This window comes from Sulfurospirillum sp. 1612 (assembly GCF_036556685.1).
Classification (GTDB): domain Bacteria; phylum Campylobacterota; class Campylobacteria; order Campylobacterales; family Sulfurospirillaceae; genus JAADIZ01.
On record NZ_CP140614.1, the window covers coordinates 2,144,517 to 2,164,669 of the forward strand.

The 20,153-nt window shown below is 40.5% G+C and carries 5 protein-coding genes; all 5 read right to left on the reverse strand.

Annotation, left to right across the window (positions count from 1 at the left end):
• Nucleotides 1-67: 67 nt before the first annotated feature.
• The 5 genes from SFB89_RS10860 to SFB89_RS10880 are packed head-to-tail and all read right to left on the reverse strand — an operon-like array spanning nt 68 to nt 20,145.
• Entirely contained in the window at nt 68-1,390 is a 1,323-nt protein-coding gene (locus SFB89_RS10860) for an HlyD family type I secretion periplasmic adaptor subunit (protein WP_331774710.1), read from the reverse strand.
• Entirely contained in the window at nt 1,390-3,126 is a 1,737-nt protein-coding gene (locus SFB89_RS10865; RefSeq protein WP_331774711.1) for a peptidase domain-containing ABC transporter, read from the reverse strand. The genes SFB89_RS10860 and SFB89_RS10865 overlap by 1 nt, the downstream gene beginning before the upstream one ends.
• Nucleotides 3,080-3,499, reverse strand: coding sequence for a cysteine peptidase family C39 domain-containing protein (locus SFB89_RS10870; protein ID WP_331774712.1), 420 nt, complete (start codon nt 3,497-3,499; stop codon nt 3,080-3,082). The genes SFB89_RS10865 and SFB89_RS10870 overlap by 47 nt, the downstream gene beginning before the upstream one ends.
• A complete protein-coding gene (locus SFB89_RS10875; RefSeq protein WP_331774713.1) occupies nt 3,484-4,824 on the reverse strand; it encodes a TolC family protein in 1,341 nt (446 codons plus the stop codon). The genes SFB89_RS10870 and SFB89_RS10875 overlap by 16 nt, the downstream gene beginning before the upstream one ends.
• On the reverse strand, nt 4,825-20,145 hold the full coding sequence (locus tag SFB89_RS10880) for a calcium-binding protein (RefSeq protein ID WP_331774714.1): 15,321 nt from the start codon (nt 20,143-20,145) through the stop codon (nt 4,825-4,827).
• Between the last annotated feature and the right edge of the window lie 8 nt (nt 20,146-20,153).

Below are 20,153 nucleotides of genomic sequence, written 5' to 3' on the forward strand. Positions count from 1 at the left end.
AGTTCGATGTTAATTAGAAGATCCCCCCTACTATTATAATTTTTTTATTTCATAATAACTATCCTCATTACCTCACACTCAATCCTTCGTCCATATATTTTATTAGCGGATAGATAAAGAACTCTATGACTCTCCTTCTTCCTATTTTAATCTCTGTAGTAACACTCATACCAGGTTCTAACGGTTTGTATTCTCCTTCTACAAGCAATGCTTTTTGTTTGGGCATGATCTTGACTTCATAAACAGGACCTAACTTCTTGTCATCAATCGCATCATGAGCGATAGCTGTCACATTGCCATCAAATGAGCCATATTTTTGGAAACTAAACGTGTCAACTTTTATGGTACATTTCATTCCTTGTTTGATAAAACCAATATCTTGGTTCAACACGGTGGCTTTGACTATGAGTGGGACATTTTCCGGGATTATAGAGATAAGTTTTTCAGCGGGTGTCACGACGCCGCTTTCGGTATTTATGAGTAGTTTTCCAACATGTCCGTCTGTCGGTGATATAATTTGTTGTTTTTTATTTTGAAAAGATATCGCATTGATTTGAGATACGAGATCTCGCCTCTCCTTTTGTTTTTGGGTTAAATCTTTAAACCATTGCGAATACATTTGGTATTTGTAAACTTTGGCTTCTTGTTTGGTCTCTAAAATATGCTTTTGAAGCTCAACTATCTTACTTTGTGCCATCATATGCTGATTTTCAAAGTTATGGATATTTTTCAAGACTTCTTCGTAATCGTTTTGCGCAATAATATCAAGCACTTTTTTCATCTTTTCCAGCCTCGCTTTACTAACGTCTAAAAGATCTTGAACTCTTTTTGCATCAGATTTTGCACTATTTAGCTGTGAAACGGCTTGTTCTTCTTTCATATTGATCTTCAGCATGTTTTGTGAAAATGTGTTTTTTTGCTGCTCATATTGATCATATTGTTCGGCATAAATGGTTTTATCTGTACCTCTGATATAACGAAACTTTTTATTCTTCACCAATGCTTCTAATCTTGCAATCTCCATATTGGTAACGCTCATATCTTTTTCTTTTGACTCAAGACTGGTTTTTGTGACACTAGGATCAATCTGCATCAGCACTTGTCCTTTGTGCACTTTTTCACATTCTTTAACAAAAATCTTGGTAATAATCCCCTTTTCTATGGGTTGGAGGATTTTTATCTCTCCTTGAGGAATCACTTTTCCTCTTGCACTAACAACCACATCGATTTTAGCAAAGAAAAGCCACAGACTACCAAATAACATCACGGCCAATATGATCCAAAGGATGCTCCTGCCTAGTGGGTTAAGAGGTCTGTCTTCGATTTCAACTAAGAGCGGCTGAAACTCATGTATATCATTTTGTTTTCTTTTTTTGAACATTTTAAACATCATCGCTCCTGTTGGCTAACTAGGAAGTTATAATAGCCATTCTTTTTCATTAATTCATCATGGCTCCCCATCTCCACGATTTCTCCTTTATCCATCACGACAATTTCATCACATGTACGAACCGTACTAAGACGATGTGCAACGATAAATGTCGTGCGTCCTGCTTTGATATTTTTTAGATTATCTTGTATGATCTTTTCAGATTCATAATCCAATGCAGATGTCGCTTCATCAAATATCAAGATCTTTGGATTGCTAAGTAATGCCCGAGCGATGGCAATCCTCTGTTTTTGACCACCGGATAGAGACGAACCCCTCTCTCCTACAAGTGTATCGTATCCTTGAGGGAATTCACTGATAAACTCATGAGCCCCGGCAATCTTGGTGATCTTGATGATATGCTCCATCGAAGCTCCTGGCATCGTATAAGCTATATTTTCTTTTATGGTACCACTGAAGAGATAATTTTCCTGCAAAACCACTCCAATGTTCTGCCTGAGCCAGGAAGGGTTCATATGTCTTATATCCACTCCATCTAGATAGATGGCGCCCTCATTTGTAAGATAAAGTCTTTGCAATAACTTTGTCAAGGTGCTTTTCCCGCTTCCGCTTCGCCCTACTACACCAATACTTTTACCCGGGCTCACTTCTAAAGACAAAGTTTTGAGTATTTGAGCACCCTCATTTGAGTATCGAAACGAGATCTTATCGAACTTTACTGCACCTTCGATCTTCGAGAGTGTGATTGCTTTTTGATTGGTCTGTTCTACCGGTGTATTTAAGATGTCACCAAGTCGATCGACTGATAACAGTGCTTGTTGAAACTCATTCCAAAGCCCAACGAGTCTCATGATCGGTCCACTGAATTGCCCTGCGAACATTTGAAATGCTATGAGCTGACCGACACTCAACTTCCCATCTATGACTAACCCTACTCCCACATAAAGGATACTCAATGTCATGAGCTTTTGCAACGCTTTGCCGATACCTGAGAGTATATTGGAAAGATTGGTGAGATTAAAACCGGAATTGACATAATTGCCCAGATAATTTTCCCAATTTTTTTGCATACCACCCTCTATTGCCAGAGATTTGACGGTTTGCATACCGGTCACTGCTTCGACAAGATAGGAGTTGGATTGTGCGCCCATTTGGAATTTTTCTTCCAATCTTTTTCTTAATTGCGGTGTAATAAAAAAGTATAATAGTGCGATTACCCCTATGAAGCTCAGCGCTATAAAAGTCAATTTCACGCTATAAAGCAGCATCATGACTACAAATACACCGGAAAAAAGAATATCCAAGATCAATGTGACAGACTTATTGGCAATAAACTCTCGGATTTGATCGAGCTCTCTCACTCGAGCGATGATATTTCCCACTTTTCTGTGTTCAAAGTAAACCAAAGGCAGAGAAATGAGATGACGAAACAGTTTTGCCCCCAATTTAGCATCTATCTTCGAAGTAGTGTGTATAAAGATATAATTTCGGACGAGATTCAGTAATAATTCAAAGATGATAACAGCTCCAAATGCCATCGCGATGACATTCAAGGTGCTCAGTGAGTGATGCACCAAGACTTTGTCTAAAACCACCTGTGTAAACAAAGGCGTCACCAAACCAAAAAGCTGCATGACAAAGGATGCCAGTAGAATTTCTCCTACGATCTGTTTGTAATGCATCAGTTGATTATAAAACCACATAAAACCACATAAATCCAAACTTGATTTGATCATTAAGTACGCGATGTTTGAGTATGATGACTCTTTTGTTCATGTTTTGGGAAAAATCCGCGTAGCTCATCACATAGGGTTCTGTTTTACCCGCCCCAAACAACAGCATCGTCTCTTTTTCTTTATCTATTTTCAAGACCACCACATACGAACCCTCTTTGGTTTGGGCAATACAAGGTAAAGGATAAGAAGCGATCTCCGATGGAGTGAGAGATTTTAATCTTGCTCTAAAACTTTGCTCTTTTGCTATGTTAACTAACTTTTCAATACTAGGTTCGCTCTCCCCTAAGCCATGATTTTTAATGATCGAATTTGAATCAATCGCAGTTTTATTTAATTGCCCGACTATTTCCAATGCGACTAATGCGCTGTGCATTCGCTCTCCTTACGTAGTATTAAAACTTTCTTCATCTTTGCACTTGCTAGCATCTCTTTTGCTACTTCATTTTTAGAAAGATTTTGATAATAAGCAACCTTGCTTTTTAGTATCTGGAGTTGGTCACCCTCACCTTGTGCATGCAATCTGGTGCTCATAGTAACAATCTCATGAGAAGTATCAGTGCTCGTTTGTGCGACCAATACTCGCTTGGAAATGTTGTGAATCTGGTAGTTGAGTTGCCTTTCTTGTTCTTCATATTTTCTTTTCGCTTCTTCTTGCGAGATTTTTGCATTTTTTAACTCTAAAAGTTTTATTTTGATATCTGCTTCTCGCTTAAAGCCATCAAAGATCTTCCAAGATACCGCCAAACCCACCCTATATCCATTTTTCTCCAAATTATCAATAGAATTAGAAAAAGTATCCTGACTTGAACCGTAGAAATCGTATTTGCCATAAAGAGAGAAAACAGGAAAGTAACTTTTTTCTTCAGCTTCAAGCTCAGCTGTTTTTTGCTCAATCACGGCTCTTGCTTGCCTGGCCTTGGTACTCTTTTCAAAAGGAGGAAGAGCTGTATATATCGTTTTAGTTTGCAAAGGATCTAACGTGACCGTATCGTCAATCTTAGCGCCACTAAGATACGCAAGATGGGCTATAAGGCCGACTCTATCTTCTTTAAATTGTGAAATACTCTCTATCGTATCAGCTACATTGAGCGCATAGGTTGAAAGATCCGTTTGTTTCAAAGAGCCATAAGTTCGTAATCTTTTGCCAGAGCTATAAATCTTCTCATAAAGCTTTTCTATCTGGCTCAAATATTTCAACTTTATAGTATCGACTCTTGCTTTTTGATAAGTATCTAAAAGTTCCAAAAGCACTTGCTCGCTCACGACACACTGATTTGCTAATGAAGAAACAATTTCTTTTTTTGCAGCTTTTACACCAAGATAAGTTGCCCCAAAGCGAAACAAGTCATAATTGACACTGAGTACTGATGATGTTTGATACTGAGTGTCTTGGGTTAAGCTGCTATCACCTATGTAAGAAGGTGTTGCACTTACCTTAAATTTATGAGAGTACTCACTGGTTCCACCCAAGTTGATCGTGGGATAGTATTGTGATGTCACTTGTGCAAGTTTTGCTTTTGAAAGCTCAGTATTGACCTTTTGTTGCAAGATTTTTGGTGATGTTGCTTCAACTCTACCGACCAAATCACTAAAACTCATAGACGATGATTGAAGAGCCAAGCCTGTTTGTAAACTTGGCTCTTCTGCCAATGCTGTACTGATCATGAGTGCAGTACAAAGAATCATAAAACTTCTCATCTACGCGCTATGCCATCCCGAACTTACAATTTGCATGAGATCGGCATTGTTTCGGATATCATTATTGGTGATATTATCCATACCGTGTTCACTACCATAGGCACTCATCTGTTGTATGATCAAGTTCATATCAACATTGGTAAGATAATTACCGTTTGAAAGTTCCATACGTTCTATCGGTGCGTTGGCATTATACGTATTGGTAACTTTAATCATATCGTCTTGTCCATACTGAATCAAGAGGTTTGTACCGTTAAGAGCAAAGCTCACATCCTCTTGGGTAATATTTTGAGAAAATTTGATCGTATCAACATCACTATCTGTTCCACAAGATGCCCATTCGTTAACGGTATCATGTCCATCCCCTTGATCAAAGACATAGGTATCGCTACCGCTGCCACCTTCTAAGAAATCATCACCTTTACCTCCGCTTAGAAAGTCATTTCCTGCAAAACTGTATACGAAGTCATTTCCCTCTTTGGCATAGATATGATCATCGAAATTACTGAGTCCACTAATCCAATCATTATGATCACTTCCTAAAGTTAAAGCCAAAGAGTTTACTGCATTTAAATCAAGCGTACTACCATCGCTAAAGTTTAATTGTTCTATAGTATTTCTTTGATCGCTTGCAAACCAGTATTTAACTCTCATCGAATCGTTATCATCTACTTTAAAAACAAGATCATAGTCATCTCTGATGATTTGAAGATTGTCTTGAGTGATACCTGCACCAAACACGATCTTATCGACATCACTGCTACCAAACCAGGAAGTATCCACTACGGTATCGTTGCCATCACCTTTATTGAAGAGGTAGGTATCGCTTCCATAAGAACCATCTATGAAATCATCCCCTGCTCCTGCAGCTATGGTATCATTGCCTTGATCACTGTAGATTGTATCATTACCCTCTCCACCATATATTGTATCATCCCCACTTTGACCAAAGAGTGTATCATCTCCCTTGCCGCCTATGAGCGTATCATTGCCATCTCCTGCATAGATCTGATCGCTTCCATCATCACCGTATATCATATCATTTCCACTGCCAGTATTGATATTATCATCTCCTTCTCCTGCAAAGATCATATTATCTCCATCGCCACCACTAATATAGTCATTTCCTTTCCCAGCAAATACAATATCATTACCTCTGTTTCCAATCAACCAATTACTGTAGTCATCTCCACTTATGAGGTGATCATTGGAATCTAGAGCTAAAAACCCACCATATTGTGAATCATTGATCACATCTCGTGAAAGGGCGAGTGCTCCTTGTGCTGTGATGATGGTATTGACTCCTGTATTGATATGAGTAAAGTAATTTTTCAAGATAATAGTATTTTGATCTTGCACGCTAATTTGTAGATCCGCTCCATCACGAGAGAATCCAAGATCATCTTTATTGATAGTATTTATCACTAAGGTATCTTCACCATTATCATCGATGACAAGATCTTCACCTTCATAGATATACCCTTTGACTGTGAAGTTCAGGGTTGAAGTCACTTTTCCACCGTTACCGTCATCTACGGTTATGACTGCACTATCATCGCCGTTATAAGAGCCATCTGCTTTATAGTGCCACTTACCGTTTTCATCAACACTGAGTGTCCCATGTTGGGCTTGTGTTTGAACACTATAGTTTAGGGTATCATCATCTATATCGCTTGCAACGACTTGACCATCTATGTTACGGATGTTGGTTAAGGTGAAAGATTGATCATCTGTACTCACGACAGGAGCGTCATTCACCGGAGTAACGCTGAGATCAATCGTAGCGACAGAGCTGAGTCCATACTCATTGGTGACTCTAATACTCAGTATGTCATCTCCATTATAGTTGGCATTTGGAGTATAAGAGTACGTTCCATCTGGATTTAGCGTAAATACTCCATGGTCAACATTATCGATAATCTCATATGTAAGGGCTCCACCGATCGGGTTGGTTACATGCAATGCATCACTGATGTTGGTATCTTCATCCAGCGTATTTGTCACATCAGCTAGTGTCGGTGCCGAAACCAAAGCATTAAAGTTTAGAGTCTTTGTAATCGTTCCACCATTACCATCATCTACAGTGATCACTGCACTATCTTCTCCCATATAGTAACCATCTACTTTATAAGTCCACTTACCGTTTTCATCAACACTAACTGTTCCATGCTCAGCTTGTGTGGAAACGCTGTAATTGAGTGTATCACCGTCCACATCACTTGAGATTACTTGTCCATCTATGTTACGAATGTTGGTAAGTGTAAATGCTTCGCTTGTTTTTTCAACCGTCGGCACATCATTGGTACCGATCACCGTAATGATCAGATTGTTACTGTCTGTTGCGTTTTGATCATCGGTGACCGTTACAGGTATTGTAATATCCAGTCTTTCATCTTTTGCTAATGATTGGTATGCATTGTCTGCCGGGTTAAAGCTGTAGCTACCGTCACTGTTAAGAGTAAACCCTGCTATTGCTGCAGTTGTGCTATATGTCGCTGTTGCTCCATCATCCACATCTGTTGATGTTATGATACCGGTAATCATTGCTGCATCTTCTTGTGTTTCAAGCGGAGTTAGAGTTTCCAGCACTGGTCGATCATTGGTTCCGGTAACCGTGATGATTATCTCTGATGTAGAGGTAGCCCCTGCACTGTCTGCAATAGTGTATGCAACAGACACCTCCTCACTTTCTCCTACTGCCAAGTGGTCGAAATCACTACCCGGATCAAATAGGAATTCACCGGTTGTGGCATCCAAAGACGCATTTCCTCTGTTCACAGGTGCAGCGACATTGATGATATTCATCGTATCATTGGTATCTACATCGGTATCATTTGCCAAGATATCCACTATATTAAGGACTAGTTGAGTATTTTCCTCTGTTGTTGCACTATCCATGTTTGCTACAGGAGCATCGTTCACCGCTTCAATTGCAAAGCTTAGTGTACTTGTTGTACTCAGACCATATGCATTGGTCACTTTTATGATTACGGCATCGTCTCCGTTATAATCTTGCTTTGGATCATAACTGTAATTTCCGTTTGCATCGATGCTGAAGGTTCCGTTTGCCGAAGGCGTTATAATCTCATATGTCAATGCGCCACCAACTGGGTTAGTTATAGAAAGATTATCGCTCAAAGGCGTATCTTCTTGCAAGCCAAACGAAGTCGTATCGATACTTGGTGCTGAGACTCTGAGATTAAAGTTCAGGGTTTGCTCTACCACGCCACCGTTACCGTCATCTATTTGAACTACAGCACTATCAGCTCCGATATAATTTCCAATGGCTTCATAACTCCAGGTTCCATCACTATTGAGTGTGAGATTGCCGTTTGCCGGAGCTGTTCTTACGGTGTAGCTTAGGGGATCGTTGTCTGGATCAGTTACTTTAAAGCTATCTGCGATTACTCTTATATCTTGCATATCGATTGTCAGTATTGCAGATTCCAAAATTGGTGCTTGATTGAGTAAATCCGCAACATGATAAGCAGAACCATCATCAAAGAGCACGGTTTCTATCTCAAACCCACTTTGAGCATAATTTTTTATAGTGATCGTATCACTTAACGCATCGAAAGTTTTTCCCTCTTCTTTGAGTCCAAAGATGATATCATCTCCTACTATCTTTGCTAAAATATCCTGGCGTGTGATGTTGGAGCCGAACATCAGTGTATCGTTACCTGAACTGTCTATGATTATATCATGTCCGTCACCTCTCTCAAAGATATAATAATCGTCTCCACTTTCACCCATCAAGATATCATCACCTTGGTTTCCATTTAGTGTATCATCATCGTTTCCGCCCATGAGCTTATCATCGCCTGCTTGTCCACTCAGATAATCATCCCCATCACCGCCTTTTAGGAGTTCATTGCCACTTGCTCCAAATAGTACGTCATTGTACCTGCCACCTATTAAAGTATCATCATTATGCAGAACTCTAGCAGTCAATTCACCGTTATCTCTTGCTGCTAAAAGCTTGTTATATATGGAATCAGTATCTAAAACTGTTCCATCTGAAAATTCAAACTTTTCAATTTTTCCTTCATTTGCAAACCAGTTTTTTATAACGACTTGATTGTCTAAGTCTCTCAAAGCAGTACTATTGTCACCATTTTCCCTGATACCGATCAATAATCCATTTGTAGCTTGATCCCATGCTACGAGTATTTGATTTGGGCTTATACCATCTGCAAATTTTATAGTATCCACCCCTAATCCGGTAGGATCATTGTCATCAATCACATCTTTTCCGCCACCTAGTTTCATGATATAAGTATCGTTACCTTCACCTCCGCTAAAGCTTTCATCTTTATCGGTGCTGATGTATGTTTCGTTATTTGTTATAGTGTCGTTACTATCTGTTTGAAACCAAATATCTCGCACTAGCCCTGAGGTATCTTGAGTGGTATAATTTGTTTGATTTGAGATGATATTTCCAGCCTCTATGACTTGATCAAAGGTGCTACCATCTTCTCGGTAAAGATAAATCGCCGTGATCGAGCTTAATTGTAAGCTTGTCAATTCTCCGGAGTCTGTGATCCCGTTGTTATTGACATCTTTCCATAACTTCAGACTTGCAAAAGCACTATCATTTGCATCGATAATATTGTCATGATTGCTGTCATATTGGGCAAGTGCTGCGTATCCGTCACTTGCGAAAGTACCATCAGAGAGTTTGGTATAGTTTCCAAACAATTCTGAGCCGTTGTTTATGATCCCATCACCGTTTAGATCCATTGCCAAAAGGGCATCTCCGCTTTGTGTCCAAGCGGTTCTTTCCTTGATCCCATCCCCATCATAATCAAAGTATACATTGCCATCTTCCATAGCTACGGAAGTAACTTTATCTCCATTGAGATCAACAACTATCGGAGGTGTGTACTCGCCACCGGTGTTGTCTGAATTTCTCCAAGCGTTTTGTATGATGTTCATCATCTGGGCATTGTTATGAACATCTTCCGCACTATTTATGGTGATATTGTTTTCTGAAGTATATAGATTGAGATCTTCGATGAGCTTTTCAAGATCGATATTTGTTAAGTATGAACCATTTGCAAGTTCTATTTTTTCGATAGCATTGTTTGGATTGATTTGAGAGTTGATTGTCACTGTATCACCATTACCTGCATCTACTTGAAGATTACCACCATCCATCCAAAAAGCAAGGTCATCCTGCGTGATTCCCTCACCAAACTTCAGCGTATCGTTACCTGCATTACCATCACGATAAGCATCATATATAGTATCTTTCCCATCTCCGCGATTAAAGACATAGGTATCATCTCCTACTCTCCCGTAAAGCGTATCATCACCCTTGCCACCTTCTATCGTATCGGCTCCGTCTAGTCCAAAGATCACATCATTATCATCCGTCCCGATATGTGCCATAATATCTGCCGTTGTCCAAGCGGTACCGTCACTAAAGGTAAAGTTATCAATCCCGAAGCGAGCATGATAATTCTGCCATGTTTCAAGATAGTCAGGGTGAATTGGATCATTATACGACCAATTCGTAATCCTGATCTTATCACTCAACTCATCGAATGTTTTACCATCTTCTTTCAGAGCTACTACTAAGTTAGATCCTACTTGTTTTATGAGAATATCATCTGCACTAATCCCCTCTGCAAACTTCAGAGTGTCATTCCCGCCACTCCAACCACTATAACTCTCGTTATAGTCATATATGGTATCTGCCCCATCACCTCGTCCAAATACATAAGTATCGTTACCTGTCCCGCCGTAGAGCACATCCGTACCTTTACCGCCATAAAGCGTATCATCTCCGTCATTACCGTAAAGTGTGTCATCTCCGTCATTACCGTTTAACACATCGTTATCATTTCCGCCGTAAAGTGTGTCATTATCTTCTCCTCCGTTTATGGTATCGTTACCGTCTTGTCCATAAATCGTATCATTACCGCCATCTCCATTTACGACATCATCCCCCGCGCCGGATTCTATGTAGTCATCTCCGCCCAAAGCTGATATCGTATCTGCTGTCTCACCATACTCTAAGTGGTCATCAAACTCAGTTGGTGTCCTTAAGATGATATCTTGACCCAGCACCGTGCCATCACTCAGTTCAAAGTTCTCGATACGATTATTCTTATTGTACCAATTTTGCATCGTAACAACATCACTCAACTCGTCGAAAGTTTTTCCATCTTCTTTGATACCAACAAGTACATTGTTCCCATCTTTTTTAAAGATTAGGTCATCCTGCGTGATTCCCTCACCAAACTTCAGCGTATCGTTACCTGCATTACCATCACGATAAGCATCATATATAGTATCTTTCCCATCTCCGCGATTAAAGACATAGGTATCATCTCCTACTCTCCCGTAAAGCGTATCATCACCCTTGCCACCTTCTATCGTATCGGCTCCGTCTAGTCCAAAGATCACATCATTATCATCCGTCCCGATATGTGCCATAATATCTGCCGTTGTCCAAGCGGTACCGTCACTAAAGGTAAAGTTATCAATCCCGAAGCGAGCATGATAATTCTGCCATGTTTCAAGATAGTCAGGGTGAATTGGATCATTATACGACCAATTCGTAATCCTGATCTTATCACTCAACTCATCGAATGTTTTACCATCTTCTTTCAGAGCTACTACTAAGTTAGATCCTACTTGTTTTATGAGAATATCATCTGCACTAATCCCCTCTGCAAACTTCAGAGTGTCATTCCCGCCACTCCAACCACTATAACTCTCGTTATAGTCATATATGGTATCTGCCCCATCACCTCGTCCAAATACATAAGTATCGTTACCTGTCCCGCCGTAGAGCACATCCGTACCTTTACCGCCATAAAGCGTATCATCTCCGTCATTACCGTAAAGTGTGTCATCTCCGTCATTACCGTTTAACACATCGTTATCATTTCCGCCGTAAAGTGTGTCATTATCTTCTCCTCCGTTTATGGTATCGTTACCGTCTTGTCCATAAATCGTATCATTACCGCCATCTCCATTTACGACATCATCCCCCGCGCCGGATTCTATGTAGTCATCTCCGCCCAAAGCTGATATCGTATCTGCTGTCTCACCATACTCTAAGTGGTCATCAAACTCAGTTGGTGTCCTTAAGATGATATCTTGACCCAGCACCGTGCCATCACTCAGTTCAAAGTTCTCGATACGATTATTCTTATTGTACCAATTTTGCATCGTAACAACATCACTCAACTCGTCGAAAGTTTTTCCATCTTCTTTGATACCAACAAGTACATTGTTCCCATCTTTTTTAAAGATTAGGTCATCCTGCGTGATTCCCTCACCAAACTTCAGCGTATCGTTACCTGCATTACCATCACGATAAGCATCATATATAGTATCTTTCCCATCTCCGCGATTAAAGACATAGGTATCATCTCCTACTCTCCCGTAAAGCGTATCATCACCCTTGCCACCTTCTATCGTATCGGCTCCGTCTAGTCCAAAGATCACATCATTATCATCCGTCCCGATATGTGCCATAATATCTGCCGTTGTCCAAGCGGTACCGTCACTAAAGGTAAAGTTATCAATCCCGAAGCGAGCATGATAATTCTGCCATGTTTCAAGATAGTCAGGGTGAATTGGATCATTATACGACCAATTCGTAATCCTGATCTTATCACTCAACTCATCGAATGTTTTACCATCTTCTTTCAGAGCTACTACTAAGTTAGATCCTACTTGTTTTATGAGAATATCATCTGCACTAATCCCCTCTGCAAACTTCAGAGTGTCATTCCCGCCACTCCAACCACTATAACTCTCGTTATAGTCATATATGGTATCTGCCCCATCACCTCGTCCAAATACATAAGTATCGTTACCTGTCCCGCCGTAGAGCACATCCGTACCTTTACCGCCATAAAGTGTGTCATCTCCGTCATTACCGTTTAACACATCGTTATCATTTCCGCCGTAAAGTGTGTCATTATCTTCTCCTCCGTTTATGGTATCGTTACCGTCTTGTCCATAAATCGTATCATTACCGCCATCTCCATTTACGACATCATCCCCCGCGCCGGATTCTATGTAGTCATCTCCGCCCAAAGCTGATATCGTATCTGCCTCTGCGCCGTATGTAAAAGTATCTTTTTGATCGGTTGGAACCAATATATCATTTGCCGTAATCGTCTCACCATTGCTAAATTTTACGGTTTCTACTCTGTCATTTAGGGAATTGAACCAGTTTTTGATAGTTATGGTATCACTGAGTTCATCAAAGCTTTTTCCACTCTCTTTGATTCCAAATACCAAGTCATCTCCGATTCGCTCATATAACATATCACCTTTTGTTAATTCACTATTGATTTGCAGAGTATCATTACCACCACTGTCTACGATAGTGTCTTTGCCCATACCTTTAGCGAAGATATAGGTGTCATCACCTGCACCGCCATCTAGTGAGTCATTACCAACACCTCCGTCTAGTGTATCATTGCCTACCCCACTATTTATGATGTCATTGCCAATCCCACCGTTTAAGGTGTCATTGCCATTTTTACCGTTTAAAGTATCGTTACCTTTTCCTCCGTTTAGGGTAGTGTCTTCATTATCTAAACCAAAAATCGTATCATCTCCATCCGTACCGATACCTGCGATGATCTCTGTGACATCAAGAGATGTCCCATCACTAAACTCAAAGGATTCGATTCGTCCACTCTGAACATACCAATCTTTGATAACAATGCGATCACTAAGATAGTAAAAAGATGTAGCTCCCTCTTTTAGCCCTACTGCCAAATTATTATCGAACACCTTTATAACGATATCGTCTTTCGTAATTCCATCACCGAAATATATCTTATCATCTCCGTTGGTATCTTTGATAAAATCTCGTCCATCACCACGGTTAAACACATAAACATCATCTCCAGAATTATCTTTGAGATAATCATCTCCTGCCCCACCGATGATCCTATCGTTTCCTGCTCCACTATCTATGATGTCATTGCCGTCTCCGCCATAAACGATATCGTTGCCGGCTCCTGCATAGACGATATCTTCTCCTCCTGCACTTTCTATCGTATCATTGCTACTTGTGCCATTGATCTCGTCATTGTCGTTACCGTATATATAATAGCGGCTTGTTGTCCAAGAGTTATCAAAGGTTATCGTTGGGAAATCTTCTGTTTTTGTGATATTCATAACTTCACCGTCACTAAAGATGATCTTCTCTATACCACGATTTGCAGATTGCCAATCTTTGATAACCACGATGTCTTGCAATTCTTGGTATGTCTCATCTCCATTGACCTTGATGATCAAGTTTGCCCCATTGACACCAATACTCACATCTGCTTTAGTGATACCGGTTGCAAACCTAAGTGTGTCATTGCCTGCATTGACTTCGAGTCCGTCTTTGTAGAAGTTATCATCCACCACAACGGTAAAATCACCTCTATTATAAACATACGTATCATCTCCTGCTCCACCCCGAAGCGTGGCGCCTTGTGCACTAAAGATCGTATCTTGTATGTTGACATCCACAAACAAACCGGCGACATCACTGCTGCTCATCTCACTGCCATCGCTAAATTTTAGTGTTTCTATGGTGTACTGTTGTCTGAAATAATTGGTTATTTTTATGTTATCACTTAACTGGTTAAAGCTTTTACCATCTTCTTTGATAGCCAAGATTAGATCATACCCTACTTGCTTAAAGATCAAATCTTCCTTAGAGATTCCATCACCAAATTTTATGGTATCGGTTCCGCCCTCATCGCTGAGTTTGTCTTTACCATCCCCTTTGTTAAAGACATAAATATCGTTTCCTAGACCTCCTTTTAGAGTGTCAACTCCTGTTCCCCCTTCTAGCGTATCGTCACCAGTACCTGCATTTAAGACATCATTTCCTGCACCCCCTTGTAGGGAGTCATTTCCTCCAGCAGAGTTTAGAACATCGTCGCCTTCACCTCCTTGTAGAGTATCTGCTCCTCCACCGGAGTTTGCGGTGTCATTTCCGCTTCCTGCATCTATGATGTCAGCGCCAGCTCCTGTGATCACGGTATCGTCCCCACTAAGAGCATCGACTGTGACCGGTTCATCGCCGTATGCAAGATAGTCACTTTCTTCAGTTCCGACTTCGATCTCATCGAGTGCAATCGTTGTCGCATTAGCCAAGAGAAAGTTTTCGATTTTGCCACCTGTGAGATAGTTTTTGATGATAATCTTATCGCTAAGTGCATCAAAGTCAACGCCGTCTTCTTTGATAGCTATGATGAGATCATTGCCGTTTGCTTTTGCAATCAAGTCATTTTTGGTGATGCCCTCTGCGAATTTTAAAGTATCGTTTCCACTCGTATCATTGATGGTGTCATGGCCATCTCCTTTAGCATAAAGATACGTATCATGTCCTGCTCCACCATAGAGAGTATCGGCTCCACTTCCACCTTGAAGGGTATCGTTCCCATCGCCTGCATTTATGGTATCGCTCCCCGCTCCGCCGTAGATCATGTCATCACCACTGCCACTTTGTAGTATGTCATCACCGTCTTCACCTTTTACGACATCATCGCCACCGCCTGTTATGAGTATGTCATTGCCTGCTCCGCCGTTGACATTGTCATCACCCAAACCAGTCGTCACTCTGTCATCACCACCAAGTGCATCGATGGTCGTATTGTTATCATCAAAATAGAGCGTGTCATCGCCTTGTGTGCCTTTTTGCAACTGATCTAGCGTCAAAGTGGAACCATCACTCAATTGCAAAGTTTCGATGCGGTTATTAGGGTTAAAATAGTCTTGTAATCTCACTATATCATTGAGTGCATCGAAAGTTTTACCGTCTTCTCTCAAACCGATGAGAAGGTCACTGCCATCAACCTTGACTATCAAATCTTCTTGACTGATGCCATCGCCAAAGATCAGCGTATCATTGCCACCGCTTCCGTATTGGTAGGCATCATAGACAACATCAACTCCATCACCTCGATTGAAAAGGTAGGTATCATCTCCTAGCCCTCCTTGGAGTAGATCATTTCCACTTCCACCACTAAGCGTATCGGCTCCACTGCCGCCTTGAAGGGTGTCATCTCCTGCTCCACCTTTTAGTGTGTCATTACCTGCGCCTGCTTCTAGTATATCATTTCCATCTGCTCCATCGAGCACGTCATCTCCATTGCCTGAAGTGATGTGATCATTACCGCTTCCACCATTTAAGATATCTGCGCCATTGCCACTGATGATCCTATCATCTCCACCTAGAGCATCGATTGTTACGGCATCATCTCCATAGATAAGCTGATCGTCTCCCTCTGTGGCACTGATGAGTTGATTGAGACTGATGATACCGCCATCAGACATCATGATATTTTCGATGCGAGAGTTTGAATCCACATAGTTTCTGAGCGTTATGGTATCGGAGAGATCCGCAAAGTCAACACCGTCTTCTTTGATGCCTATGATCATATCAGCTCCATCAGCTCGTACTACGAGGTCATCCGCACTGATACCATTGCCAAATTTTAGTGTATCGTTACCTGCATTTTGGTTCAGTTGATGGTTGTATCCATAGGTGTATGAGTCATCGATCGTGTCCGCTCCATCGCCTCGATTGAAGATATAGGTATCATCACCCAGTCCTCCTTGAAGCAAGTCATCCCCTCTTCCTCCTTGAAGCGTATCGGCTCCATAGCCGGAACTCAGCGTGTCATCGCCTGCTCCACCGATTAAAGTATCTGCCCCACTACCTGAGGTCACGATGTCAGCTCCATCACCTGCATCAACAGTGTTGTTTCCACTGCCTGCGCTTATCGTGTCATCTCCACTGCCTGCATTGATCACATCGTCACCACTGCCTGATGTGATCACATCATCGCCCGCTCCTGCATCAATGTTATTGGCTCCATTGCCAGATCTTATGATATCATCCCCTTCGCCTGCGACTATGACATCATCTCCATTTCCAGAGATAATGGTATCTGCTCCACCAAGAGCATCGACATGTACGGCGTTGTTGCCATATGCAAGATAATCATCTCCCTCTGTTCCGCTTTGAAGTTCATCTAGATTTATGGTTGTATCATCACTGAGTTTTATATTTTCGATCAAACCGCTCGTGAGATAGTTTTTGATGGTAATGGTATCAGAGAGATCCGCAAAGTCAACACCGTCTTCTTTGATACCTATGATCATATCATTGCCGTTTGCTTTTGCAATCAAGTCATCTTTGGTGATGCCATCTGCAAATTTTAAAGTATCATTTCCTGAGCTATCTGTGATCACATCTTTGCCATCACCTTTAGCAAAGATATAGATGTCATTGCCACTTCCTCCTTGAAGCGTATCATCACCCGCTCCACCGATCAAAGTATCATCCCCATTGCCTGCATCTATGGTATCACTCCCGACTCCACCGTAGATGGTGTCATCGCCTGCGAAAGTCCTGATGATATCATCACCACCAAGGGCATTGATGGTGTTGTTTGCATCATCGAGTTCTACGATGTCATTTCCTTCTGTGACGAACAAAGAGATGATATTAGAGCTTTCGAGAGATAGTTCATCTCCATTTGCAAATGTCAGTTTTTCGATACGGTTGGCTTTCTTGCCAAAGTCGATTATTGTTATTGTATCGGTAGAATTTGCGATATTGATGACAAGATTATCGCCTTGGGTAGTAAACGAGATATCATCTTTTGAGATGTTAGCTGTAAATTTTATCTTATCCTCACCGTCTGTATCATAAATCGTATCCACTCCATCGCCTCGATTAAAAATATAGGTATCGTTTGAATTTTTTGTGATGATCTTGTCATTGCCTTGGTTTGCGATGATCGTACTGTTATGATTGTTACTGTTTATATTGATGATGTCATCACTATCGTCTCCTATAACCGTGATATCTTTTACGGTATTGATATTGCTTTTATCAAACAAGTAATATGTCGAACTGCTTTGTCCGTTTAGGATACTTTGCACCATAGTTTGCAAGGAGTCATCTTCTATATTGCTCAATACCCCATCAAAATCAAAGTTAATAAAAACATCTTTGAGATTGTTCAGTGTCTCAGCAAGAAAGATTTTATAATCTATACTAACGGATGTATCGTTCATATAGGTCACAAAGCTTTCATCAAAAGCATTTTGATCGGCGATCACAAACTGATCTTGAGCAAGATCATAACTGAGTCCACTGAGTTTATCTTCATAAAAAGCCTGTAAAGCAAAGATACCCTGATAATGACTCAGGAGTTCATTGTATTTTTCCTTTATATAATCTTCATCATTATAACTTGTGATATGATAGCCACCGTTTGTATTTTCTCTTAAGTGGACTTCCGTTCGCCAAGCATTGATGAGATTGCCACTAAAATGCTCTAACATCCACAATTTAATAGATGTTACATTTAAAAAACCAGGGGTGAAGTCTTCTTTGGCGATACCTCTTGTTGCTGCCATATCATAAAAACCAGACCAAGTTGCGAGAAAGTCGTCAAAGTGATTGGCTACAAGGTTGATATCTCCAGCGTACTCTTTTGCCATCGTCTCAAGCGTAGTGTTTGTATTATAGTCGATCAAAGTATTGCCGACATAACCATAACCTCTAAGTTGTGGCAATAAAACTGTATCGATATCGATACCGCCATCATAGTTTGAATTATCTTGAGAGACGGTCGATGTATATTCTAGTTCCAGATCTGCTGCTAGTTCTTGGTTGCCATTGGTATCTAAGTAATGAGATGCTTCTGTGAGTATGGCACCGTCTAGGTTGATCGTAGTTTGCAAAGAATTTAGGTTTATCGATGTGATACCCTCATCTTTGAGACTTTTAAGTTCTCCATCATCGACTTTACCGTTCCCGTTATAATCATGCCAGACCTGAAGGCGGTTAAACAGGGCATCACGTCTGTCTATCTTATTGTCATAGTTACTATCTGCGACATCTCTTAGTTCATCGAAACCACTTTTGAAGTCATTACCAAATACTTCATCGATACCACTGATCTGTCCATCTTCATTTTTATCATAGACTAGCAGGGCATCATTGCCTTTGATCCACGAGGTTTTATCTTTGACACCATCTCCGTTAATATCGAAGTAGGTTTCAGAATCTTGGAGTGAGATAGTAGAGATGAAACCATCTTTATCGGTATCAAGTACCAAGGGATCAGACATATGAACTATAGCGGAGTTAAAGTCGATCGGGTGGCCGTCTTGAAAATCGATAGAAAGTCCTGCTGGTAGATAAATATCATTCTGTGGATTAAAAATAAGATACCCATCGACAAAGTCTTTATTTGGATTTGCATTGATGATGTCTGTGACATCTATATTGAAATATTTTGCCATCAGTTGTAATGCATTTAAAGGAACAACCTTATAATTTTTACTTGCATCATATCCAGGCATTTTTTCAAAGAGGTCTGTAGGTAGTGAAGATAGTATCTGCACTAAATCTACAAGGGAGTGACTACTACCTAAAACGCTTATCTCTTTTCCTATATCTTCGTTTAGATCCGCGATAAAAGTTGGTCCGTTGTCTGCTTTGATGTTAGTGATTTTATTATTTACTTCTGCACTATCCTTATTTGCGAGAAATCGTAGATGTGCTTCATATACTGCTTCTGTAATCTCTTGTTCATTACCATAATTCGGTGTTCCAGAAGTAGTGCTATAACTCAATATTTCTCTGTAATAGTATTGACCGTCTTTTTCATAAACATAACTATTTAAATCTTTTGCCCCAGGAGAATTTTGTGTAGAAGCTGAATCAATATACTCGCTATATGCAGCAGTTCCCATCTGGGTCAATGTTCCTCCTGCAGAATGTCCAGTCATGGTCACATCATCTTCTTTTGTGATCTTACCTTCATCGATCAGTTGGTTCATAAAAGTAGCCATAGAATTAAACTGTTCGGGAACCTGTTTGGTTACAAGAGAGGTATCATTTAATAAGTCATTTAATTTATTTGGTTGTGTTCCTCTATTTGATATAGTCAGTTTTCCTGTTGTATTATCTTTAAACAACACACCGTAATAACCGGTATTTGGATCGGAGTAGGTGGAGAGGATGGTGTAGCCTTTGGTTCTGATATCTTTGGTACTGCCATCTGGTTGTGTGACTTTTTCTGTCACAAATTTATACTGAATATTCCCCTTATCATCTGTGACCACTTGACCGTCTTTCATCTGTTCTGTAACTCCAGCGAAAGCTTTGGCTTGGGAGGAAGAGAGTTTTACTTCACCTTTTTTATCAGCTAAATAATAAAAATATTTGCTTGGATCACTAACTATATCATTAGTTAAATCACCGTAAGCTACATTTGCTGCGATTGCATTATCCAAATATGTTTCTACTACTGTTGCCATTATTTTTT

Excerpts from the sequence above, each read along its gene's own strand:
- SFB89_RS10860 (WP_331774710.1), bottom strand. The coding sequence starts at position 1,390 with ATGTTTAAAATGTTCAAAAAAAGAAAACAAAATGATATACATGAGTTT.
- SFB89_RS10865 (WP_331774711.1), bottom strand. The coding sequence starts at position 3,126 with ATGATCAAATCAAGTTTGGATTTATGTGGTTTTATGTGGTTTTATAAT.
- SFB89_RS10870 (WP_331774712.1), bottom strand. The coding sequence starts at position 3,499 with ATGCACAGCGCATTAGTCGCATTGGAAATAGTCGGGCAATTAAATAAA.
- SFB89_RS10875 (WP_331774713.1), bottom strand. The coding sequence starts at position 4,824 with ATGAGAAGTTTTATGATTCTTTGTACTGCACTCATGATCAGTACAGCA.
- SFB89_RS10880 (WP_331774714.1), bottom strand. The coding sequence starts at position 20,145 with ATGGCAACAGTAGTAGAAACATATTTGGATAATGCAATCGCAGCAAAT.